Below are 22,437 nucleotides of genomic sequence, written 5' to 3'. Positions count from 1 at the left end.
TGGACATAGCATGAATTTAATAGATAAAGGAGCGGCGAACCATGCTGTCCACAATAACGCAAAATAAAGAAGCCATTATTGAAACCGTTTTCGAAAAATCTCACTTTTGTTTTGTGGCCGTTGATGAAAATGGAATCATTACTTTTTTAAATGATAATTATTGCCGGTTTCTGGAGGTCGTTAGAGAAGAAGCAATCGGAAAACATGTCACAGAAGTGATTGAGAACAGCAGAATGCATATTGTCGTTAAAACGGGTGAGGAAGAAATTGCTGACCTTCAATATATTCGCGGGAACCATATGATCGCTAACCGGATACCGGTTTTTTCTGATGGAGAAGTAGTTGGTGCGGTGGGAACGGTATTGTACAGGGATACCAAAGAGTGGATGAAAATGAATACCCATATCAAAAATCTGCTGCTTGAACTTGAAAATTACCGCAAACAATTAAGAAAACAAACGGGGGCCAGTTATTCACTTCATGACATTGTTGGCAGTTCTGTTAAATTGAATGAGGTAAAGGAAAAGATTATAAAAACATCTTCCGGAGATGTTTCCATTCTTCTGATAGGTGAAAGCGGAACAGGCAAGGAGCTGTTCGCCCACAGTATTCATCAATTGAGTGAGCGGCACAACAAACCGTTTGTGAAAGTGAATTGTGCTGCGATTCCGGAGCATTTACTGGAATCGGAACTGTTCGGTTATGAAGGCGGTGCTTTCACAGGTGCTAAGAAAGAAGGTAAAATGGGCAAATTCGAAATGGCGGATGGGGGTACTCTTTTCCTTGATGAAATTGCCGATATGCCGTTGAACGCACAAGTGAAGATCCTTCGTGCTCTTCAGGAAAGAGAAATTGAAAGAATAGGTTCGGAGGAAACCCGAAAAATTGATGTCAGAATCGTCGCAGCTACCAATCAGTCACTGGAGAAGCTAATTGAACAGGACCGTTTCCGCGAGGATCTTTATTACCGTATCAATGTTGTACGAATAACGATCCCGCCACTCCGTGAGCGTCCTGAAGACATTCGTGTTCTGGCGAAATATATACTGCGCAATATATCAAATCGTACCGGTAATCGTGTGATTGATTTTGAACAGGATGTACTGGATTTTTTCCTGCATTATGACTGGCCGGGTAATGTGCGGGAACTGGAGAACGTTGTGGAATCCGCAGTTCATTTGACAAACTCTGAAATTATTACAAGGAATGATTTACCGGAACACATGCAGCCGGAGATGGTTTTTAAGGATCATCGTAATAGTCTTAAAGATATTCTTGAGAAAACCGAAATAAAGGCTATCCGGGCAGCGTTGAGACAGGCTGGTGGTGATAAAGTTAAAGCTGCAAAATTACTTGGAATCGGGAAATCCAGCTTTTATGAGAAGACCAAAAAGTATGGCATTTAAAGTGTTCCGGCTTTCTGGAAATGGTTCCTGGAATCCGGAACAACTGTCTTGTGAAGACACATACGTAAAGATGAACTCTTTTTCCGTAAAAGCGGAAAAAGGGTTCTTTTTTATTTGTTTGTGTTGTCTTCAAATCGATTTTTTAAATTGGCATGATTTTTGCTAATAAATTTCTAAAGGGGTGACATAAAATGAAAGCGTTTTAATTTATCGACAAAATGAAATAAACGAAAATCATGTAAAAATAGGAGGCAAATCATGGAGAATAAAGTTGTATTTATTACAGGTGCAGCTAGTGGTATTGGATATGAAATTGCTGTTGAATTTGCCAAAAACGGTGCGAAAGTAGCTTTGTCGGATATTAATAGCGAGAAACTGAAAGAAGCTGCTGAAAGATTGACGCAGAATGGTTTTGACTGTATTCAGCTAACGTGTGATGTAACAAATGAAGAAGATTTGAAGCAATCAATCAATAAAACGGTTGAGATTTATGGAAGAGTGGATGTTTTGATCAATAATGCCGGAATGCAGCATGTCGCCTCACTGGAGGACTTTCCTACTGAGAAATTCGAACTTATAACTAAAGTCATGCTGGTAGCGCCATTTATGGCGACAAAGCATGTCTTGCCGATTATGAAACAGCAAGGTTCCGGACGGGTTATCAACATGGCTTCCATCAACGGACTGATAGGTTTTGGCGGAAAAGCAGCCTATAACAGTGCCAAACACGGTGTGATTGGCTTGACTAAAGTGGCTGCTTTGGAAGGTGCTGAACATGGTATTACGGTTAATGCGATGTGTCCGGGGTATGTGGATACACCGCTTGTACGCAATCAATTTGAAGATTTGGCCAAAAATCGTGGTGTTCCGGTGGAAAAAGTTTTGGAAGAAGTATTGTATCCGCTCGTGCCGCAAAAACGTCTTTTAGAAGTGCAGGAAGTTGCGGATTATACGAAGTATCTTGCAAGCGACAAAGCAAGGGGGATCACCGGTCAGGCAGTTGTTCTTGATGGCGGCTACACAGCACAGTAACCGGGAGACAAGAGCGCAATCTAAAATAATTTGAAATGATCACGGAGGGGTATAATGATTGGTATCATACTTGGTCTTGCTGTACTGATGGGGCTTGCGTATATCGGCTGGTCCATTCTTTGGGTAGCACCAATCGCTGCCGGTGTGGTGGCACTGACCGGCGGACTTGATTTACTGGATGCTTACAAAGACACGTATATGGGAGGATTAGTCGGTTTTGCAAAAAGCTGGTTTCCGGTTTTTATGCTGGGGGCGATTTTTGGAAAACTGATGGAAGATACTGGGATGGCAAGGTCTGTTGCGGTTGCATTGACAAAATTGATTGGTACAGAACGGGCAATTCTGGGGGTTCTCGCATCAGCAGCTGTACTCACATATGGCGGCGTCAGTTTATTTGTTGTTGTATTTGCCGTTTATCCGCTGGCTCTCACGATGTTTAAAGAGGCGGATATTCCGAGAAGGCTGATTCCGGCAACCGTGGCGCTTGGTGCATTTACATTTACCATGACAGCAGTGCCGGGAACACCACAAATACAAAACCTAATCCCGATGGAACATTTTGCTACTGATGCTATGGCGGCACCGATCATGGGAATTGCAGCCACAATCGTTATGGCAGTCGGCGGTTATCTCTATCTGCGACGGCGAGAGAGGAAATTGAAAGCGAACGGTGAAGCGTATACGGAGCCAAAAGATAAAAATGTGCTTGGTTCAGAGGCCGATATACCTAATTTTTTCTTATCACTTTTACCGCTGTTGACCGTTCTGGTTACTCTTAATGCATTTGGATGGGATATTATTGTTGCCCTGATTTCAGGGATTCTTCTGATTATGCTGCTTAACCTGTCGAAGTTCAAAGGGTTTGTCAGCGCCATCAATAGTGGTGCAAGCGGGTCTGTCCTGGCAATTCTCAACACAAGTGCTGCTGTGGGCTTTGGAACGGTAGTCAAAGCGGTTCCCGGTTTCGACCGTCTAACTGAACTGCTGATGGGCATCCGCGGAAATCCGCTCATTTCTGAAGCCGTAACGGTCAATATTCTCGCAGGGTCAACCGGTTCAGCTTCGGGTGGTTTAGGGATAGCACTTGAAGCACTTGGATCGAGATATTATGACATTGCAATGGAAAGCGGCATCAGTCCTGAGGCTTTTCATAGGGTTGCATCACTGGCATCCGGCGGCTTGGATGCTCTTCCGCATAATGGCGCTGTGCTGACATTGTTTGCCATAACGGGAATGACGCATAAAGACAGCTATAAAGATATTTTTGTAGTAGCGGTTTTGATTCCAATTGTTGCTGTGGCGGTATCTATATTGATTGCTTCTATTGGCATTTATTAAGTTTTATATTACCTATAAAAGTCTCGACACCCGATTCATAACGGGTGTCGAGACTTTTTATGATGGCTGAGCAACATCCTTGTATTAAAATATTCCAATTTTCCTGCTATAATGAAGGTAATCGAATGGAGGCTCGACATGCGAATTAAAATCACAAGTGTATTTGTAAAAGATCAGGAGAAAGCTCTGCAATTTTATACAGAAGTTCTCGGGTTTCAGAAAAAAATGGATATGCCGGCAGGGGACTTTAAATGGCTCACCGTTGTCTCACCGGAAGAACCGGATGGGGTGGAGCTGTTGCTGGAGCCGAATGATAATGAAGCTGCAAAAACATATCAGGAAGCTATTTATGAACAGGGGGTTCCAATTACTTCATTTGTCGTGGATGATATTCACGCCGAATATGAGCGGCTGAAAAATCATAATGTTGAATTTACGGTAGAACCTGCTGAAACGGGGCCTGTGACGTTTGCAATTTTTGACGACACATGCGGAAACCTGATTCAAATATCACAGGCCCGATAAAGCGAAACTTCATTCAGTAGGGCGCTTTCCCCTACTGAATGTTAGTAGAGCCGAATCGGACATTTATGATCAGTTAGCCGCCGCTCTTTGGCGGGGTTACATGCGGGAAAAGGATAAACCAAAAGTAATAGGGGGAACGTATTCATGGAGGGGACTCAAACAATCACGCAACTGACAGAAGAATTGCATCATGTTTTGGCAAAAGAACGTGTAACGATTAATGAAACGTTGCTGGAACAGCACAGCTCCGATGAATCTTATCACACACCGCATTTACCGGATGTTGTCGTATTTCCGGAAAATGCTGATGAAGTAAGTGAAATAATTAAATTGGCAAATAAATATCAAACACCTGTTGTACCTTATGGCTACGGATCAAGCCTTGAGGCCAATGTCATTCCCGAACACGGCGGGGTAGTGATTGACTTTGCCAACATGAACAAGGTGCTGGAGGTGCGCGAAGATGATTTTCTTGTAAAAGTGCAGCCCGGCGTTACACGGTCACAGCTGGAAAAAGAATTGAAAAAATACGGTCTGTTTTTCACGGTTGATCCCGGAGCAGATGCAACACTTGGTGGCATGGCAGCGACCAACGCGAGCGGGACAACGTCGGTCAAGTATGGCGTCATGCGTGATAATGTACGTGATATGGAAGTTGTGATGTCAGATGGTTCAATGATACATACCGGCAGTATGGCGGCAAAATCGTCGTCCGGTTACAACTTGAACGGACTTTTCATTGGTTCGGAAGGGACACTGGGCTGTTTTACTGAACTGACATTGAAAGTTATTGGGATTCCTGAACACATTATGGCTGCACGTGCTGAGTTTGAAAATGTCGATGATGCGGTTGGTGCCGTTATTGCAATTATGCAAGCCGGTATTCCAATTGCCCGCGTGGAACTGGTGGATGAAGAATCAATTAAACAAATGAACCGATACAGTGAAACGGATTATAGCGAAGTGCCGACATTGTTCCTGGAGCTGCACGGCAATGAAGCAGGCCTGAAACACGATATTGCGTTCATGGAAGAAATCGTCAGTGACATGCGCTGTCGCAAGATTGAATTCGAAACGGAAACCGCCGGACGCAACAAGCTATGGGAAGCCCGTCATAATGCAGCATACGCATTTATTCATAACCATCCCGGGCGGAAGCAGATGGTGACCGATGTTTGTGTGCCGATCTCTGAATTGGCCGGAGCAGTGAAAGACGCACGAGCTGCTGTCGGTGAATCGGGACTTTCCGGCGGTATTGTCGGACATGTCGGTGATGGTAATTATCATATTTTGCTGATGCTTGATCCGGACAATCCGGATGATATTGAGCGGGCCAATCAGGTGAATGAGCGGATTGTCGGATATGCACTTGAGCGCGGCGGCACTTGCACCGGTGAACACGGTGTCGGCACCGGCAAACAAAAATATCAGGAGCGTGAACACGGCGTGGCACTGGATGTCATGCGCAAAATTAAGCAAGCGCTCGATCCAGAAGGTCTTATGAACCCTGGTAAAATAATAAAGTAAAGCGGAAACCTTGGCAGTGCCAAGGTTTCCGCTGATATTCGATCGAAACGCCGGCAACGCGCGAATTCATAAACAATCCTCTATCTATATTGCGTGTAATTTGTTAAACTGAAAGCAATAACAGCCGGGAGGGTGGAGGAATGGTGGTGATTCAGAATGGGTGCATTGTTGAGTAATTATGCATGGTATGAATTGCTTGGGCCTGTAACGCTTTTAGCGGCCGCATTGCTTTGTTATTGGTATGTCAGAACAATGATCAAATCACCTCATTATCATACGACAACGACACAAAAAGTTTATTTCTTCACAGCGGTGACGTTGTTTTATCTTGCAGAAGGTTCACCATTTGCTGTGATTGCTGAGGAGTATTTGGTCAGTGCACTGATTTTTCAGTTGTCAATAATGGCTTTTGTCGTGGTGCCGCTCTTTATTCTGAGTTTGCCGAATGGGTATCTGGATATCTTTTTCTGGCGCCATAAACGTTTGAAAATTGCCGGGTTTCTGTTCAAGCATCCATGGCCGCTTGCGGTTATCTTTAATGGACTTATCACTGTATATTTGATTCCATTATTTTTCAATGTCATCAATGGAAACATGCTTCTGCAGTTCCTTTATGAAGTGCTTGTCGTTTTGTTTGCTTTTCTCACATGGTGGGTCATCATTCAGCCGTCAGATGAAATAGCTGATCATAGCTATTTTATGCGCGTGGCGTATGTTTTTTTTACAACATTATTTCTCATGCCAATCGGTATATTTTTGCTCGTTATTCAAGATCCGGTTTACACCACTTATACAGGTGTTGCAGGGGAACTGATTCCGGCATTAACCGCTGTCTATGACCAGCAGGCTGCCGGGGGCTTGTTAAAATTCGTCCAGATTACATGTTACTCGATTGCCCTATTTCATCTGCTTAAAAAGTGGGGGTTACAAGAAGAAGAAAACGAAGGCAAGGTTGACGATGATACGCGTGTGGTTCAAGGCGTCGTCATCAAATTGAATGAACGGAACCGGCGGAATAAGGGAAAAAAACGATAAAATAAAAAAGCAGCTTGCAAAATTTCACTTCCTGCAAGCTGCTTTTTTTATTTATCCCCAAATTTCGTTTGCTGTATCGACGACCAATTTCAATTTTGTCCACTGTTGTTCTTCACTCAGCTCATTGCCGTGATGGGTCGATGCAAAACCGCATTGCGGGCTTAAGCAAAGCTGATCTAATGGCACGATTTCAGACGCGCGTTTAACACGATCGATGACGTCATTTTTATCTTCCAACTCACCCGACTTAGATGTCACAACCCCAAGCACAACTCTTGGCCCATTTTCAGGGATGTATTTGAGCGGGTTGAAACTTCCGGAACGTTCATCATCATATTCAAGGAAAAATCCATCGACATTGCCTTTTGCAAACAGCTTGGGTGCAATGCGGTCATAACCACCTTCAAACGCCCATGTAGAGCGGTAATTGCCGCGGCATAAATGCACCGTTACAGTAAGGTCATCGGGCTTTTCTGCCAGACTTTCATTTAGGACACGGACTGCCAGGTCAATCAGATAGTCACGTTGATCACCGGAGTCTTCATTCCAAGGCACCGTGTCAGCAGCGAGCCCCGCAATATAAACGTCATCGAGCTGCAGGTAGCGCAGGCCGGCATCATAAAAATTTTGCAGTGCCTCTTGGTAAGTCCGGATAATATCTTCTGCATATTTATCGATGTCCGGATAAATTTCCGGATTGCGAATACCGTCATTGAAAAACATGTTGGGGCTTGGGATAGCAAATTTAACGTCAGCCCGCGCATCAACAATATCAATCAGATCTTTCACATCCTGCAAAAATGGATGGTCTGGGTTAAATGAAATAGCACCGTTATTCCGGACATTATATTTTTCTGCTTCTTCGCCTTTGAAAGCATAACCTTGTTCAGGTACATACCCTTCAAATCCGTTCAGATGCTCCATGAAATCCAGATGGAACCACGTACGGCGGAACTCGCCGTCTGAAACGGCTTGAAGTCCGCTTTCCAGTTGCTTGTCAACAATTCGTCTGATTTCTATGTTTTCCACTTCACGCAATTCCGCGGCTGATATATTGCCTTGTTTAAATTCACTTCTTGCCTCATGCAATTTCTCGGGACGCAGCAGGCTCCCGACATGATCTGCGCGGAATGGTGCTTTTTCAGTTGTTTTGGTCATATTAACTCCCTCTTTCTTTTTAGCTTTTTTCTATTTTATGGCAAAATTGCAAATGATCTAACCGGAAAACCGGTTGCGCCTTTTGCCTTAGGCACGATATTAAAGATGACGGCGCCTTTAGCCGGGATTTTATCGAGATTCGTCATCACTTCAACCTGAAATGTATCCTGGTTAAGGACGAAATATTCGGCAACGAGTGCACCGTTTTTTTGAAAATCAATTTGGGCATCAGTATCGAATGTTTCATGCCCGATTGCCGTGATGTTGCGCTGTTCAAATAAAAATTGCAGTGCTTCTACCGACCAGCCTGGTGCATGACTGTTGCCGTCATCATCTTTGTTGTCGAATGTCTTCTGATTGGGCCAGCGTTTGCTCCAGTCTGTCCGCAGTGCTACAAATGACCCGGATTCAATTTCACCATGCTCTTTTTCAAACGCCAGTATATCATCTGAATAGATCGTGAAGTCAGGATTTTCCGCAGCCTCTTTCGACTTATCAATAACGACGAGGGGCAGAACCAGTTCCTGCAACCCCAATTCATGCACATATCGGTTGTCGCCCGGAACAAAGTGAATAGGAGCGTCGATATGTGTGCCGTATTGGCCCGGAAATGTAAACTGCTGAGCATAAAACCCGTCATTATGGTCAAACAGGGTCTTAAACTCTGCTGGCGAAAAAGCGGAAAAATGCGGCGAGTCCGGACCGAATGCATGGGTCAAATCCACCCATTCCTTTTCCTTTAATAAATTGACAGCTTTAATTAATTCATTGCTCATCATCTCACCTCCAATTGACTAGAACTGAATTAAAACAATAAAAAAACCTCTTCATATAAGAAGAGGCTTAAGGTTTATAAAGACTGCTCTTCTTATCATCAAGCTTAAGGCTTTCTGGAATTAGCACAGTCATTGACCGATGCTGAGGTTTCAAAGGGCCAGTCCCTCCACCTCTCTGGATAAGAACGTTCTATTCAGTTATGTATTAATAAATACAATACACCTGTTATTTTTGAATGTCAAGCGTATTTGTGAAAAAATTTGCGCTAATTAATTATGTTAAACTATTAATAGGTGTGAAAGGGGGAAGGGCAATTGAGTGCCTATACGAAATTTAAAATTGTGTTTCACAGTTTTATATTATTGGTTTAGGCAGTCTTCTCCGGCTTATTAAGCTGCTTAAAAAATCGGAACCGGAAACATAGCAAGCAGCAAATCGGCGAGGCGGTCGGGGACAAGCTGATTAAAAGCGCCAATATTTTAGAGAATTGGTTCAAAAAGGGGAATTTCATGGTCTACGCCTATATCATGATGCTCTTCGTCGTGATTTTTTATGCGGGAAATATACTGACGGGAAGAGCGATCAATGAACTGCCGCCATTTACGATTGCATTTTTCCGTTTGGTGGTTGCTTTTATTGTGATGCTTCCCTTTGGTCTGCGGAGTGCATGGGAATACCGCCATAAATTTCTGGCATATAAAAAGCCATTGTTGATTATGACGCTGACAGGGATCACGTTTTTTAATACATTTATATACGGCGCACTGCAGTTTACAACGTCAACGAATGTGTCGGTGCTGGAGACTGTCATTCCTGCTGCGATTGTTTTACTGAGTGCCATTTTATTAAAGGAGCGGCTCCGGAATATCCAGATAGCTGGGGTTCTATTATCGTTCTTCGGTGCGGTTTGGGTCGTATTGGACGGCAATATTTTTTCAATCGCCAATATAAACTGGAACAAAGGCGATGTGATTATGATTGGTGCTATTGCATCGTGGGCGGTTTATTCGATCTGGGTAAAACAATATATGCACTTGTTTCCGCAATTTGGCGTCCTTTTGACAATGAGCGGCATATCTGTCGTTGTGCTTTTGCCTTTTGTTCTGACTGAATGGTACATAACCGGAATACCAACTGAATTGATGCTCCCACCGAATTTAATGGGCTTGGCTTATCTCGGCGTTTTCCCGTCGTTTATTGCACTGATCTTCTATAACCGTGCAGTCAGCGTGCTTGGTGCTTCACAAGCTTCAATATTTCTCAATTTCCTGCCGGTCGTAACGATGGCGGGAGCATACTTATGGCTGGATGAAACAATTACGATAATGAAAATTACTGGTACTCTGGTCGTTATTCTCGGTGTAATCCTGACAACGAAAACGGGAAAATCTCATTTGGCTCATAAAAGGGCATACAACCGCACAAACTAGCAGTATCATTTAATTCAGGAGTGACATGATGATGACACTAAATGGAGAGATAATATCCGGAGAATTTGATGGGCAGGCAGATGTGTTTATGTTGCGGGAGGTGAAACATCTTGCGGCTGAAACAAGTCTTAATGAAAAACAACTGACTAGCCTTCTTGACTATTTGAGCAAAAACAGACATGAGCCTGATGGACAGGTGCTTACTTTATATGACCAACTGCTAATCAACTTAAATAGGGAGGAAGTCGGACAGTTTTTGAATGATCTGGAACGTATCAAATCCCGCTATTATAATTAGTCATTGAGACATGGCACTATTTCTTCAAACCTGAAATAGTGCCATACAGTTTACCCGGTCAGCTCTAAGCTGTGCTTATCTGTATATAAATTCAGCAGACCATCGAGATGTTGGCTGCATTGAATTGTTCTGGTGTCTGTCAAACCGTAAGTCATTCCCAAATCAATCATTTCCTTCTTTTTGACAGCAATCGCCATCCCTATAATTTGTTGGGTTGTTTCAGGCTCAAGGTCTTGCATAGGAACACATTCCTTTCTCAATTTCTACGTATAATCGGGACCTTTCCCCTATAAACGCACAAAATCTATTATGCCACGTTTAAAATAGAATTCAATAGATTCGGCAAACAAAGTCATAGTATTACAAAAGAAGACATAATGTGTCATTTTTTGAAGTCGGATGGCTACTGCTGCGTTCACATTAATGATTCCATTCCTCCAAAACCTCACCGATTTCCCGTGAATGAATGACTTCATCAGCAAACCTGTCGAATTCAGTTGGTTCTCTGTTGACAATCACAAGCCGGGCGCCGTTGTCCTTGGCGATCAGCGGAAACTGATTGGCCGGTGTGACACTGAGCGAAGATCCGAGCACAATGAACAGATCAGCCTGTTCCGATTCGGACTGTGCCAGTTGAAAAGCATCCTGAGGCAGCATTTCCCCGAACAATGTGATTGAAGGCCGCAATATTCCACCGCATTCGCAGTTATACGTCTGATTCACGTATGCCTCGTTTTTATATTCTCTCCCGCATGACTGACAGTGCACTTTGGTTAAAGTGCCATGGAGTTCTGAGACATTTTGACTGCCTGCAGCTTGGTGAAATCCGTCGACATTTTGCGTGATAATCGAGTGGATGATACCTTCCTTTTCCCAGTCAGCCAGAATATGGTGCCCTTTGTGCGGCTTATAATCTTTAACAGTGAGCACCCGGCTGCGATAAAATTCGATAAATTCATCAACGTTGCTGTTCAAGGCGTCAGTACTGGCGATTTTGCTAGGATCTTTTTGCTTCCACAAACCCTGATTGGCGGAGCGAAAATCCGGAAGTCCGCTTTCGGTGGACATGCCGGCACCGGTAAATACAACTGTATGACTCGATTCTTTTAACCAATTTTTCATTCTGGTATACCTCCTTATATAATAAGCACAGACGTTTTGATCATTCCGAAATTTTTAAAGGCCAACACTGATTTCGCCGCCTTTATTATCCAGTTTATAAGAAATGCGTCCAGTATACAAAAATCGTGCAAAATTCTTCCTTTAGGCCTTTAGTCGCAAATATATCAGACTATTTCAAAAATATAATTCTTCACTTAATATTAAAGATGAATCTATTTGAAAGGGGTTTCTTAATGGGGAGAAATAATCTATGGCGTCTGATTTTGCTTGGGCTTGCTGTCTCGTTTGTATTCATCCCAATCAGCAGTGATTCGACCAAGGCTGAATCAGAAGAGAGTGTTGTCGATATGCGTCTCATGGAAACGACGGATATCCATGTTAATCTCGTTAACTATGACTACTATCAGGACAGCCCGACCAACGAATATGGCCTGGCCATGACAGCAACACACATTAAACAAGCAAGGACGGAGACAGAAAATAGTATGCTGTTTGATAATGGCGATCTGATTCAAGGGAACCCGCTTGGAGACTACACTGCCAGAAACGGTCTGGAAGAAGGTGAACTGCATCCGGTATATAAAGCCATGAATCTGCTGGATTATGATACAGGCAATATCGGAAATCATGAGTTCAATTATGGCATTGATTATCTGCAGGAAGCAATTGATGATGCGAACTTCTCTTATGTTAATGCCAATGTCTACCATGATGACGGTGATGAAGATCCGTCGAATGATGAGCACTTTTTTGAACCATATAAAATTATTCCAAAAGAAGTTACGGATACGAATGGCAATACACATACCGTTGATGTTGGAGTGATTGGATTTACCCCGCCGCAAATCATGCAATGGGACCAGGCCCATCTTGAAGGCGAAGTGATTACGAAAGATATTTACAAAACGGCTCAGAAATATGTCCCAATTATGCAGGAAGAGGGTGCTGATGTCATTGTGGCCGTTCCACATTCAGGGCTTGGGTCAACCGAATTGAAAGAGCGTGAAGAAAATGCGACATATAACTTAACACAAGTTGATGGCATCGATGCGATTTTGTTCGGACATGCGCATGAAGTTTTCCCGGGTGATTCCTTCGAAGGTATTGAGGGTGTTGATTTGGAGAAGGGAACAATTAACGGTGTTCCGTCGGTAGAAGCTGGGTACTGGGGCAATCATCTCGGTATCGTTGATTTGAAGCTTCAGAAGAACGGTGACGATTGGGACGTCATTGATTCAAGTTCACAAGTCCGCGCCATTTATAATGAGGAGACCGGTGAACCATTGGTTGAACCAGATCAGGAAATTCTTGATGCCGTATCGGATGATCATCAGGCAACGCTGGAATACATCCGTTCAGAAGTCGGGCAGACAACTTCACCGATCTATAGTTACTTTGCATTGGTAAAAGATGATCCATCTGTGCAAATTGTTTCTGACGCACAGGAATGGTATACCGAAAATGCCGTTAGGGGGACAGAATACGAAGACTTGCCGATTCTCTCAGCAGCAGCGCCATTTAAAGCAGGCGGCAGAAGTGGCCCGGGATACTACACGCACATTCCGGAAGGGCCGATTGCCATCAAAAACGTAGCTGATCTTTATGTTTATCCAAATACACTGAAAGTCGTCAAATTGACAGGTGAAGAGATTGATGACTGGCTGGAAATGTCAGCAGGTCAATTTAATCAGATAGATTCAGATGCAACTGACGAGCAATCACTCGTTGATAGCGATTTTTCAACGTATAACTTTGATATTATCGATGGCGTAACATATGAAGTCGATGTTACCGAACCGTCCAAATACAGCAACAATGGTGAACTGGTCAACTCTGATGCCAACCGGATCAAGAATTTAAGTTATAATGGTGAACCGGTGGCAGACGATCAGGAATTTCTCGTTGCCACGAACAATTATCGTGCAGGCGGGGGCGGCAACTTCCCTAATCTTGACGGAAGCCAGGTTGTCCTTTCGCCACAGATGGAGAACAGGCAGGTTATCATTAATTACATTCAGGAAAATGAAACCATCGATCCTTCTGCTGACGGGAACTGGTCATTTGCGTCAATTGATGGTGACCCTGAACTGACATTCCAGTCATCACCGGATGCCCAGGAATTCACTGATGAACATGATGATATTTCCTATATGGGAGAAGGTACTGACGGTTTTGCCAAATATGAGCTTAATCTGGCAGAGTCAGTAACATTGGATTCAGTGAAGCAATCTGTAACTGACTTCAAGGATTCCGGTGATATCGAGCATCCAATGGCCGTCAAACTCACCAATAAACTCCGTCAGGCTGAACATCATCTGGATAAGGGCCATCAACAACAAGCTGTCAAAAAAGCTGAAGACTTCCTGAAGCATTTGAATAACAAAGGCATGGCTAAATTTATTACAGATGAAGCCAAAGAAGCTCTCCGGAGCGATGGAGAAGAACTGGTTGAAAACATGGGATGACAAAAACCTCTCTCGAATGGATAAACGTCATTCGAGAGAGGATTTTTTTATTCAATGATATATTGTTTTAATTCAGTCATTCAGCGGGAATAGGACTATTGAAAGGGAGGAATTAATTATGGCAGATAAAATAGTACTAATTACAGGCGGAGCTGGCGGCATCGGCATGGAAACGGCCCAGCAGTTTTTAGATGACGGTGATACAATTGTCCTTGTCGACGTCGATGAAGAAGCATTATCTAGTACAAAAGACACATTAAACGGCGACAAAGATAAAGTTAAATTGATTCAAGCTGATGTCACAAATGAAGACGATGTGAAAAATTATGTAAAAGATACAGTTAATACTTACGGCCGTATCGATGTGTTTTTCAACAACGCCGGTGTCAACGGTCCGTTCAAAAACATTAAAGATTTGGAGAAAGAAACGTTTGAAAAAGTTATGAGCATTAACACGACAGGCATTTTCTTGGGATTGAAACATGTCATCCCGCAAATGGAATCACAAAAACATGGCAGCATCATCAACGCGGCTTCAAACGCGGCCTATATAGGTTCACCGGGAATGGCAGGCTATATTGCATCCAAACATGCCGTGGCCGGGCTGACGAAAACAGCAGCACTGGAAGCAGCCCAAAATGGAGTTCGTGTTAACGCAGTGGCCCCGGCAGCAATCGACACACAAATGCTGACAAGTATCCAGCAAAACACATCACCGGATGACCCGGGAGCGGCGGCAGAGGCCATTAAACAGGGAATCCCGGCCGGGCGGTTTGGAATGCCAAAAGAGGTCGCACAAGTTGTCATGTTCCTTGCTTCCGATAAAGCATCGTTTGTATATGGGTCACTCTACAACGTTGACGGCGGCATGCAGGCAGATTAATAGAAAAAGTTCTCAGGAAGTGTTGTCATACCGCGTGATTTGGTACTGAGCCACCAGATACAATCCGGAAAGAAGGCATGTCTTCATTAACTTTCCTACAAGGAGTGTTCATTATGAAAAGAAGAATTCTCGTTGCGTATGACGGTTCTGATTTGAGTAAAGAAGCACTTCAAGAAGCTAAAATGCAGGCTGCAGGAATACCGGAGACAGAAGTATATATCCTCTCAGTCGTGTCACAGGCAGGTCCGAACGCGAATTCAATGATGGCAAGCAGGGTTGAAGGGGAATTGGCGGATCTTCTGCGTCCCGATTTGCAAAAGATTAAGGAAGAATTTGAATCTGAAGACATTGCAATATACCCGGATATCGTGATTGATCGCTCACAGCGTAACGCCGGGAAACAGGTATGTGAATATGCCGATGAAAACGAGATGGATTTAATTATTGTCGGCAGCCGAGGACTCGGCGAAATGAAAAAACTGCTGCTGGGCAGCGTCAGTAACCAAATCGTTCAGAATGCCAATTGTCCGATATTAGTTATCAAATAGATTAGATTCATTCCTGGATAGAGCTCCCTCAATGCTTGGCTTACGGCATTGAGGGTTATTTAGGTTTATCAGCAATAGACGGGAAGGGGGAGCGCAAAACTCAAATCAGTTGCCCCTCACTGAAATACAAGAGCAGGCACATGCAATAAATGCGCCTGCTCTTTCTTCAGTGTTTTTCCGACTAACTTACATTTTAATGGTAGCGTTTCGGGTAGCAAGGCGGATTAGCCATAGCATAATCCCGATAATAATGATGGTGCCTAAAAATGATCCGTAAAGTGGCAGGCTGATTAAGTCAAAGGGCAGCCAGTTTGACAATGGTTCTCCCAATTCAGTTCCCCAGAGTAAATCTCCAGTTATGATAAAAAGTAGCGAAAGAAGGATAAAGCCCAAACCGATGAACCAGCCAAACCGGTAAAACCCGGAGCCTATGAGCCAGCCGGCAGCATAATAGGTAAGGATATTTAATGAATACATGAAGAGTGATACGATCCAGCTGCTGCTTTGAATGAGAACAGATGATTCAAATATCGCTTTTGGAAATTCAATGCTGATGCTATTATTTCCAACTTGGATTGCATCACCTGCGAGGGAACGGTCCAATGTACCTTGTATATCCGCCATCTCCATAACCACATATTCCATCCCTGTTAATGCTATTGCTATCACCCCGATAGCAAGTGCTACACCAGCTGCAGCTATAGCAGATCCAGTGAAATAATCCTTTCTCGTAATACCATGGTGGGCATAATGCCTTAAAAAACCATATGTCGAGATAATCCCGATCACAAGCATATATATTTTGGCAGAACCATGTGTAAAGAATAAAAAGTCCACCATGGAATCACCTGTGTTGACAGAAACGATGATCATCCCAATATGAATCGTCAAAATAATTCCTAAGAAAAACAGGGACCACACCATTTGCATGACAAACATATCAAGAGCTACTTTTGGGAAGAAAGTTCTTTGACTCATGTGCTAGACCTCCTCGCTTGTTAGATAAATGAATAAATCCTGCAGGGAAATTGGACCGACTTCGAGACCTTTTCGCTGAGCTTCTGTCCGGCGTGTTTCATCCAGCTCTCCATAAACCATGACAGCCTTTGTATTTCCCAGTTTTTGTTCATTCAAGCGGGTCATATTACCGACAAACGTATCAACCTCTTCAGCAGGACCTGTGATTGATGCACCTTTTGACACGAGTGTTTCGTAGTTCTCGTGCAGCACAAATTTTCCTTGGTCAATAATAATGACATCATCAAATAAATAATCCATTTCTGACACAAGATGGGTTGATAAAATCATGGTACGTGGATGGTTTGCCTGATCTTCCAGCAATTCTTCATAAAAAATTTCCCGTGCAGGTGCATCCATGCCAAGATAAGTTTCGTCGAAAATGGTGATAGGTGTGCGGCTAGCCAATCCCAAAGTCACCTCAAAGGCAGATTGCATGCCTCTGGACAGTTTTTTGATCGGTTTTTTCAAGGGCAGTTTAAAACGGTCTGCCAGATAATGCGCATAATCGCGGTCAAAATAGGGCCGGTAGCGTTCAGCATCATCCAGCATGTCCTTGATATTTTCGCTTAACTCACTGTAGTCGGCTTCGTAATGAAAGGTGACATGCTGCATTATCTTGGCATTTTCAAAAGGATTTTCCCCGCCAATTTTGATCGAACCGCTTTTAACTTTCCGAAAAGACGCGAGTAAGGTGAGAAGGGAGGTCTTACCGGCGCCATTTCTTCCCAGCAGCCCATAGATTTTACCGTTGTCCAGCTTGAAGGATATATCCTTTAATGCCGCAAATCCGTTATAGTGCAGCGATACATTATTCACTTCCACATCAAACGTCATACTGATCACTTCCTTTTACATGTTTGATTAGCGAGATGATCTCGGTTTCCGATATTTCCAGCTTATTAGCTTCCTGAACAAGGAGGAGAACGTAATCATCCACAAAAGCTTCCTTCCGCTTTTGAATAAGTTTTCCTTTCGCACCTTCAGCAACGAACATGCCGACCCCTCGCTTTTTGTACAGTATGCCTTCATCAACCAGCTGCGTTATCCCCTTAGATACCGTTACGTGATTGATTTTATAAAAATTGACCAATTGATTTGTTGAAGGCGCCTGGTCCTCTTCCTTCAACTGGTCGTTTAAGATCTGATCTTCTATTTCTTCCCGAACCTGCATGAAAATAGGTTTATTGTCATCAAACGGTTTAGCCAATGAGCGATCACCACCTTGTGGTCATATAGTAATACGGTTATATAGTTATGTATATAAGTATAATGCGTTAATGTTAATTCGTCAATAAGTTCAGTTTACTTTTTTCTGGGGGGTCTGACCCCTTTGTGTCATTAGTTAAAGAGCAGGATGGGCGGGCCATCCTGCTCTTTATAATTTAATCATCAATATAAAAGATTCTGGTTTCGCGTGTGAGTTTACCTGCTCTGTTTTCAGCTTCAAAGGTTACCACATGGAAACGCTCTTGCAATTCCTCAGACAGCTGCAGTGACAATGTCGAAGTTTTCTTATTGTAATCAGGTTCGTAGGCGATGCCGTCTACAATCACTTTAAAACTGTCTTCGTCAACAGGTGCTCCTTTTTTCGTTTCAATATCAGCCTGTAGAAGTGGTGTTCTGGTGTTAATGGTTTCGCCCATTTCATACTCCGGCTTAACAACAGGACTGACGCCACGATGAGATGGATCGTTTTCTGCTGCTTTTTCGACTTCCTTAAGGACACGCAGTGCGTTCCCGCCGAGCAGTTTTTCAATCTCCTGGCTCGAATAACCTCTATTAACCAATTCCTCGGTAATCCCCGGCATTTCCGCTGCATTTTGCAGGTCTTCAGGCATGGAAGCACCGTCAAAATCAGAGCCGAGGCCGACATGGTCAATGCCAATCAAATCAACAGCATGATCGATATGGTTCACTATATCTTCAACAGAACCGGATTCGTCATTAGTCAAAAATGTCGGATAGAATACGATGTTGATGAGTCCTCCATTTTCTTTAAGGGCTTGGAGTTGTTCATCCGTGAGATTGCGCTGGTGTGCTTTCACCGCATTGACACCTGAATGGGATGCAATGACAGGAGCATCAGTTACTTCGAGCACATCAAAGAAAGTGTTGCGTGACATATGTGATACATCGATCGCCATTCCAATATCATTCATTTCGCGTGCTACTTCAGCACCCAGTTCCGTGAGGCCGCCTTCCGATGGCGTTTTTTCCGGATCTCCATATACTCTGTCAGCACCTTCGCCAAGGGCGTTTGAATAGTTCCAATTGAAACCGAGAACTTTCACGCCAAGGTCGTTATATTGGTGGAGCAGACCTAATGCATTGTGCTCCTGTAATGAGTAGGCGCCTTCAATGGTCGGGATGGCTGCGATTTTATTTTTCCTTACTGTTTGCCGAATTTCTTTGGTGGTGGATGAGATGTTGAAGTCGTCGGGGTTTTGTTCTTCTGTCCAGTGTAAAGCATTAATCAAAGCTAACGTTCTGCTTATCGTACGGGGGTTGTTGTCATAATAGCCGGTTGTATAGGCCGCAAAAAATGGTGCATCGATTCCGCCTGCCTGAGCCTTGGGTATGTCCAGATGAAAAGATGTTTCCTCACCAATGTCGTTTACAGGCAGCCATGTTTCCTCATCGATCACGTTCATCATCGTGTCGCTATGGCCGTCGACAACAGTCGAGTTAAAGTGAATTGATTCAGCATCCTGCACTTCCACAGGCTGTGCGAGGACAGAGGCAGAGCTGAACGGTAGAAACAGAACGGCCACAATCAAATACGCTAACCTTTTTTGCATAAATTTTCCTCCCCTTTGTTTTGTTATCTATTATTCTACTATTTAATTATATATACACAATAGACCGAACGTATCGTTTATATTGCGAATTTTTTTAAACAAAAGATGACTTGTCCAAAAATATAATTCGAAAGTTGCTTGATTATGAAATAATTTGTCCGTTATAGGAGAAAGGACGTGTGAAAAAGGGGAGAAGGTTGATGTGACTATTCCATGTTTAGGTGAATAGGTGATGTTTTGGTTCGGGCAGATGTTCCGCTAACACAATAGCTTTTCATCCATTGGATATTAGAATTAAAACAGAGTAAAACAGTGGAATCCTATATTTATAACGAATTATATTAATAAAGAATTATCATTTTGCGATTTTATGAAGAATGTGCGCGGATTTGAACTTTGAGACAGCCTGTTTTTATATGTGAAAATTATAATGTTGTCCAATAAGACCACCATCTCTTGGCACTCATTACATAAGGCGCATTGGTTCTTTAGTAAAAAGCCATGCTAAATTGAGCACGTGATTTAATAACGAATTTATACAAAACATCATAAGGAGGAGACATCATATGTTGAAAAAAATTTTAAGCATAACGTCAGCTATAGCATTATCGATAGGATTAACAGCATGTGGCGGAGACGAGGGCACAGATAATAATAAAAATGCTTCTGTTGGCGAACAGGTTGAATATGAGATTGTTGGAATTGACCCGGGAGCCGGAATTATGGGGCTAACAAAAGAAGTAATGTCTGAGTATGGGCTGGAAGAGAACTGGGAGCTTAAAGAGAGTTCTGGTGCTGCTATGACGGCTGAACTGGATGGCGCAATAAATGAAGAAGAGCCAATCATTGTGACTGGCTGGATTCCACACTGGAAATTCATTGAGTATGATCTAAAAATGCTGGAAGATCCTAAAGAGGCTTATGGCGGTAAAGAAGATATAAATACACTTGTACGCAAGGGTTTGAAAGAAGATATGCCTGGTGCCTATACGTTCTTTGACCAATTTGAATGGGAGCCGGATCACCTGCAAGAGGTCATGCTGAAAATTGAAGAAGGTCAAGACGAGCAGGAAGCGGCGAAAGAATGGGTTGAGAATAATGAAGACCTGGTTAGCACTTGGGTTGAAGGAGCAGAGCCCGGAGACGGAGCGACAGTAAAAGTGCCATATGTTGCCTGGGCCGATGTGATTGCGAGCTCGAATGTGGTCAAATATGTCATGGAAAATGAATTAGATTATAAAGTTGAATTAATGCAAGTGGAACCGGGGCCAATGTTCGCCAGTATTGCGGATGGCAGTGCAGATGCCATGGTAGGTGCGTGGCTGCCTTCAACACATACTGATTACTATGAAAAGTATGAAGACGACTTTGAAGACTTAGGCGTTAACCTGACCGGTACGCGGAACGGTCTTGTTGTTCCTGAATATATGGATGTTGATTCAATTGAAGATTTAAAAGTCAATGATGAATCATAATGATAAAGGCTGATAAATTTATAGGAGTAACCGTCGTTGATTAAGGGCGGTTACTTTTTTATTAGATGCAGGCGCTATTTCTTTACTGCTGAATGATTTAGTTATTGAGGAATTCATTCCAGGAAAACAGTAACCGATACCGGGTGTACAAAAATCAAGTGGCTATTCGCTATTTAGTGTTGAAAAGTTAGTATAATAGCACCACATAAATCTACCATTCCTTGTTTGCTGCCTGTATTGTCTTGGATGCTTTACAGGTCGTCAAGGAAAGCGCTTGACAACCTGTAAAGCATCCAAGGGAGAGTTGGCAAGCAAACGAAGGAAACACTATAGTCATGGCTCAACAATTAAATCAAGTTTGTTAACTGTCGCGTAGATCATGGCGATGAAATTGTCCGTAGAGCGGTAACCTCGAGCCTTTCTCTTGGCAGCTTGAACCAGGCCATTTATGCCTTCAAGCAGCCCATTGGTCAATTTGGTAATGAACCACCTTAAAATACCGTCCTTGTGCTTTTTCAGTGACTTTGCAGCCTTGATCATAGGTTCCAACTGTGAACGGATGGCCCAGTCATACCATGCATCAAAATAAATATCAGAGGATAGCGGTGATAGTTGCCACATCTTCTGGAGGGATAATTTTATGCGATAGGCACGCCCTGTTTTTAAGTCCATGTCCTTAAGTTTCTGGAATTTACTGTCCTGCTTTTTGGTTAGATTTTCTTGGTTTTTTAGCCACACGTAACGTGAATTTTTCAGTAATGGTTCGGTCGCTTGTTCATGTTTGCGAACCTTATCCAATGCTTCGTTCACCAGCTTCATGACATGAAATTTATCAAATGTGATCGATGCATCGGGGAAATTCGCTTCAATTCCTGCTATAAACGAAGGCGACATATCCGAACATATTTCCCTGATTTGGGAAGGGGAAACGCCTTTGCGTTCAAGGAACTGGCAAAAGTCCTGTAATACATCTGAACTTTTTCCTTCTGTGGCGAACAATAACCGTTTAGTATCCGTGTCGATAAACAGTGTCACGTATTTATGTCCTTTGGCACGGGATGTTTCATCAATGGCGACGCGTGTCACACTGGAGACATCAAGCTCCTTCATCGCTTGATGAACATAATACTTAAATACACGCCAGAGACGGGTATCATGTTCACCAACCTTACGAGCAACAGCTGCCACAGGCATTTCAGCCATTAAGGACATCACATGATAATCAAAGAATAATGAAAACCCGGCACCCGGCCGTGCCCAGTCTATCTTGACGGTACGTATTTTACCGCAGGATTCACAATTAACACGCGGCATTCTGGCATGAAGCAATGTTTGATATTGCCAAAAATCAAGGTGTCGCCATGTGCGATCCTGATCATAAATATCATGGACTTTACAGCCTGGATTTCCACAGTTAGGACATGTAAATTCAGCACCTGATCTGTATTCGATATAGATGTGTAAGGTCTTTTCATCTTTTGCCAGTTCATGATGAAAAACATACCAAGGTTCAGGTATTTCCAAGGCAGATTGAAACATATTATACTTTTCTTCAAAATTCTTCATAAAGCCAACACTCCCGGGTAATTTAATAGTTTTT

21 protein-coding genes and 1 riboswitch are annotated in these 22,437 nt (G+C 43.1%); of the genes, 12 read left to right on the top strand and 9 right to left on the bottom strand.

Annotated features, from left to right (window positions below):
* The first annotated feature begins 41 nt into the window (after positions 1-41).
* From AOX59_RS09775 to AOX59_RS09750, 6 genes are all read left to right on the top strand, one after another.
* The gene (locus tag AOX59_RS09775) at positions 42-1,406 is read left to right on the top strand and encodes a sigma-54 interaction domain-containing protein (RefSeq protein ID WP_068445118.1); all 1,365 of its coding nucleotides are present in this window, start codon (positions 42-44) and stop codon (positions 1,404-1,406) included.
* A 255-nt stretch (positions 1,407-1,661) separates the two neighbouring features.
* Positions 1,662-2,438 carry a 3-hydroxybutyrate dehydrogenase gene (locus tag AOX59_RS09770; protein ID WP_068445116.1) on the top strand — a complete coding sequence of 259 codons (777 nt, stop codon included), beginning with the start codon at positions 1,662-1,664 and terminating at the stop codon, positions 2,436-2,438.
* Positions 2,439-2,492: 54 nt separating this feature from the next.
* Positions 2,493-3,776 (top strand): GntP family permease, encoded by a 1,284-nt coding sequence (locus AOX59_RS09765; RefSeq protein WP_068445114.1) that lies wholly within the window; start codon positions 2,493-2,495, stop codon positions 3,774-3,776.
* Between the two features lie 138 nt (positions 3,777-3,914).
* Entirely contained in the window at positions 3,915-4,301 is a 387-nt protein-coding gene (locus AOX59_RS09760; protein ID WP_068445113.1) for a VOC family protein, read from the top strand.
* Positions 4,302-4,445: 144 nt separating this feature from the next.
* Positions 4,446-5,828: an FAD-binding oxidoreductase gene (locus AOX59_RS09755; RefSeq protein WP_068445111.1), complete on the top strand. Its 1,383-nt coding sequence runs from the start codon at positions 4,446-4,448 to the stop codon at positions 5,826-5,828.
* A gap of 156 nt (positions 5,829-5,984) precedes the next feature.
* Positions 5,985-6,863 carry a cytochrome c oxidase assembly protein gene (locus AOX59_RS09750; RefSeq protein ID WP_068445108.1) on the top strand — a complete coding sequence of 293 codons (879 nt, stop codon included), beginning with the start codon at positions 5,985-5,987 and terminating at the stop codon, positions 6,861-6,863.
* A gap of 51 nt (positions 6,864-6,914) precedes the next feature.
* Here the strand turns inward: AOX59_RS09750 and AOX59_RS09745 are convergent, their stop codons facing one another.
* Complete coding sequence (locus AOX59_RS09745; protein ID WP_068445107.1) at positions 6,915-8,021, bottom strand: 5-methyltetrahydropteroyltriglutamate--homocysteine S-methyltransferase; 1,107 nt, start codon at positions 8,019-8,021, stop codon at positions 6,915-6,917.
* Positions 8,022-8,056: 35 nt separating this feature from the next.
* Positions 8,057-8,797: a cyclase family protein gene (locus AOX59_RS09740; protein ID WP_068445105.1), complete on the bottom strand. Its 741-nt coding sequence runs from the start codon at positions 8,795-8,797 to the stop codon at positions 8,057-8,059.
* An 89-nt stretch (positions 8,798-8,886) separates the two neighbouring features.
* A riboswitch (SAM riboswitch) is annotated at positions 8,887-8,983 on the bottom strand.
* 324 nt (positions 8,984-9,307) lie between these two features.
* On the opposite strand from AOX59_RS09740, the gene AOX59_RS09735 reads away from it, so the two are divergent.
* Positions 9,308-10,228, top strand: a complete 921-nt coding sequence (locus tag AOX59_RS09735; RefSeq protein ID WP_068445103.1) for a DMT family transporter — start codon at positions 9,308-9,310, stop codon at positions 10,226-10,228.
* Between the two features lie 25 nt (positions 10,229-10,253).
* Entirely contained in the window at positions 10,254-10,526 is a 273-nt protein-coding gene (locus AOX59_RS09730; RefSeq protein ID WP_237049242.1) for a hypothetical protein, read from the top strand.
* A 50-nt stretch (positions 10,527-10,576) separates the two neighbouring features.
* On the opposite strand, the gene AOX59_RS09725 is transcribed toward AOX59_RS09730, so the two are convergent.
* Entirely contained in the window at positions 10,577-10,765 is a 189-nt protein-coding gene (locus AOX59_RS09725) for an aspartyl-phosphate phosphatase Spo0E family protein (RefSeq protein ID WP_068445100.1), read from the bottom strand.
* A 181-nt stretch (positions 10,766-10,946) separates the two neighbouring features.
* Positions 10,947-11,648 (bottom strand): NAD-dependent protein deacylase, encoded by a 702-nt coding sequence (locus tag AOX59_RS09720; RefSeq protein WP_068445098.1) that lies wholly within the window; start codon positions 11,646-11,648, stop codon positions 10,947-10,949.
* A 233-nt stretch (positions 11,649-11,881) separates the two neighbouring features.
* Between AOX59_RS09720 and AOX59_RS09715 the strand changes: the two genes are divergently transcribed.
* The 3 genes from AOX59_RS09715 to AOX59_RS09705 all read left to right on the top strand — a co-directional run bounded on the left by AOX59_RS09715 (position 11,882) and on the right by AOX59_RS09705 (position 15,544).
* Positions 11,882-14,113, top strand: coding sequence for a bifunctional 2',3'-cyclic-nucleotide 2'-phosphodiesterase/3'-nucleotidase (locus tag AOX59_RS09715; RefSeq protein WP_082684179.1), 2,232 nt, complete (start codon positions 11,882-11,884; stop codon positions 14,111-14,113).
* Between the two features lie 118 nt (positions 14,114-14,231).
* The gene (locus AOX59_RS09710) at positions 14,232-14,996 is read left to right on the top strand and encodes an SDR family NAD(P)-dependent oxidoreductase (RefSeq protein ID WP_068445097.1); all 765 of its coding nucleotides are present in this window, start codon (positions 14,232-14,234) and stop codon (positions 14,994-14,996) included.
* Positions 14,997-15,109: 113 nt separating this feature from the next.
* Positions 15,110-15,544: a universal stress protein gene (locus tag AOX59_RS09705; RefSeq protein WP_068445095.1), complete on the top strand. Its 435-nt coding sequence runs from the start codon at positions 15,110-15,112 to the stop codon at positions 15,542-15,544.
* Between the two features lie 186 nt (positions 15,545-15,730).
* Here the strand turns inward: AOX59_RS09705 and AOX59_RS09700 are convergent, their stop codons facing one another.
* The 4 genes from AOX59_RS09700 to AOX59_RS09685 all read right to left on the bottom strand — a co-directional run bounded on the left by AOX59_RS09700 (position 15,731) and on the right by AOX59_RS09685 (position 19,362).
* Positions 15,731-16,522 carry a hypothetical protein gene (locus tag AOX59_RS09700; RefSeq protein ID WP_068445092.1) on the bottom strand — a complete coding sequence of 264 codons (792 nt, stop codon included), beginning with the start codon at positions 16,520-16,522 and terminating at the stop codon, positions 15,731-15,733.
* A 3-nt stretch (positions 16,523-16,525) separates the two neighbouring features.
* Positions 16,526-17,398, bottom strand: coding sequence for an ATP-binding cassette domain-containing protein (locus AOX59_RS09695; protein WP_068445091.1), 873 nt, complete (start codon positions 17,396-17,398; stop codon positions 16,526-16,528).
* Positions 17,388-17,771 (bottom strand): GntR family transcriptional regulator, encoded by a 384-nt coding sequence (locus tag AOX59_RS09690; protein ID WP_068445088.1) that lies wholly within the window; start codon positions 17,769-17,771, stop codon positions 17,388-17,390. The genes AOX59_RS09695 and AOX59_RS09690 overlap by 11 nt, the downstream gene beginning before the upstream one ends.
* 175 nt (positions 17,772-17,946) lie before the next feature.
* Positions 17,947-19,362: a dipeptidase gene (locus AOX59_RS09685; protein ID WP_068445087.1), complete on the bottom strand. Its 1,416-nt coding sequence runs from the start codon at positions 19,360-19,362 to the stop codon at positions 17,947-17,949.
* Positions 19,363-19,928: 566 nt separating this feature from the next.
* Between AOX59_RS09685 and AOX59_RS09680 the strand changes: the two genes are divergently transcribed.
* The gene (locus AOX59_RS09680) at positions 19,929-20,837 is read left to right on the top strand and encodes a glycine betaine ABC transporter substrate-binding protein (protein WP_068445085.1); all 909 of its coding nucleotides are present in this window, start codon (positions 19,929-19,931) and stop codon (positions 20,835-20,837) included.
* Positions 20,838-21,170: 333 nt separating this feature from the next.
* Here the strand turns inward: AOX59_RS09680 and AOX59_RS09675 are convergent, their stop codons facing one another.
* Entirely contained in the window at positions 21,171-22,403 is a 1,233-nt protein-coding gene (locus tag AOX59_RS09675; protein WP_068440383.1) for an ISL3 family transposase, read from the bottom strand.
* Positions 22,404-22,437 lie beyond the last annotated feature (34 nt).

Source organism: Lentibacillus amyloliquefaciens, from assembly GCF_001307805.1.
Taxonomy (GTDB): Bacteria; Bacillota; Bacilli; order Bacillales; family Amphibacillaceae; genus Lentibacillus; species Lentibacillus amyloliquefaciens.
The sequence above is the reverse complement of the archived record's forward strand: the minus strand, read 5'-3'. Positions and strand labels throughout refer to the sequence as shown.

Coding starts and splice junctions, on each gene's coding strand:
- AOX59_RS09765 (WP_068445114.1), top strand. CDS start 2,493: ATGATTGGTATCATACTTGGTCTTGCTGTACTGATGGGGCTTGCGTAT.
- AOX59_RS09720 (WP_068445098.1), bottom strand. CDS start 11,648: ATGAAAAATTGGTTAAAAGAATCGAGTCATACAGTTGTATTTACCGGT.
- AOX59_RS09725 (WP_068445100.1), bottom strand. CDS start 10,765: ATGCAAGACCTTGAGCCTGAAACAACCCAACAAATTATAGGGATGGCG.
- AOX59_RS09760 (WP_068445113.1), top strand. CDS start 3,915: ATGCGAATTAAAATCACAAGTGTATTTGTAAAAGATCAGGAGAAAGCT.
- AOX59_RS09775 (WP_068445118.1), top strand. CDS start 42: ATGCTGTCCACAATAACGCAAAATAAAGAAGCCATTATTGAAACCGTT.
- AOX59_RS09755 (WP_068445111.1), top strand. CDS start 4,446: ATGGAGGGGACTCAAACAATCACGCAACTGACAGAAGAATTGCATCAT.
- AOX59_RS09675 (WP_068440383.1), bottom strand. CDS start 22,403: ATGAAGAATTTTGAAGAAAAGTATAATATGTTTCAATCTGCCTTGGAA.
- AOX59_RS09715 (WP_082684179.1), top strand. CDS start 11,882: ATGGGGAGAAATAATCTATGGCGTCTGATTTTGCTTGGGCTTGCTGTC.
- AOX59_RS09745 (WP_068445107.1), bottom strand. CDS start 8,021: ATGACCAAAACAACTGAAAAAGCACCATTCCGCGCAGATCATGTCGGG.
- AOX59_RS09700 (WP_068445092.1), bottom strand. CDS start 16,522: ATGAGTCAAAGAACTTTCTTCCCAAAAGTAGCTCTTGATATGTTTGTC.
- AOX59_RS09730 (WP_237049242.1), top strand. CDS start 10,254: ATGATGATGACACTAAATGGAGAGATAATATCCGGAGAATTTGATGGG.
- AOX59_RS09710 (WP_068445097.1), top strand. CDS start 14,232: ATGGCAGATAAAATAGTACTAATTACAGGCGGAGCTGGCGGCATCGGC.
- AOX59_RS09685 (WP_068445087.1), bottom strand. CDS start 19,362: ATGCAAAAAAGGTTAGCGTATTTGATTGTGGCCGTTCTGTTTCTACCG.
- AOX59_RS09680 (WP_068445085.1), top strand. CDS start 19,929: ATGTTGAAAAAAATTTTAAGCATAACGTCAGCTATAGCATTATCGATA.
- AOX59_RS09740 (WP_068445105.1), bottom strand. CDS start 8,797: ATGAGCAATGAATTAATTAAAGCTGTCAATTTATTAAAGGAAAAGGAA.
- AOX59_RS09695 (WP_068445091.1), bottom strand. CDS start 17,398: ATGACGTTTGATGTGGAAGTGAATAATGTATCGCTGCACTATAACGGA.
- AOX59_RS09750 (WP_068445108.1), top strand. CDS start 5,985: ATGGGTGCATTGTTGAGTAATTATGCATGGTATGAATTGCTTGGGCCT.
- AOX59_RS09735 (WP_068445103.1), top strand. CDS start 9,308: ATGGTCTACGCCTATATCATGATGCTCTTCGTCGTGATTTTTTATGCG.
- AOX59_RS09705 (WP_068445095.1), top strand. CDS start 15,110: ATGAAAAGAAGAATTCTCGTTGCGTATGACGGTTCTGATTTGAGTAAA.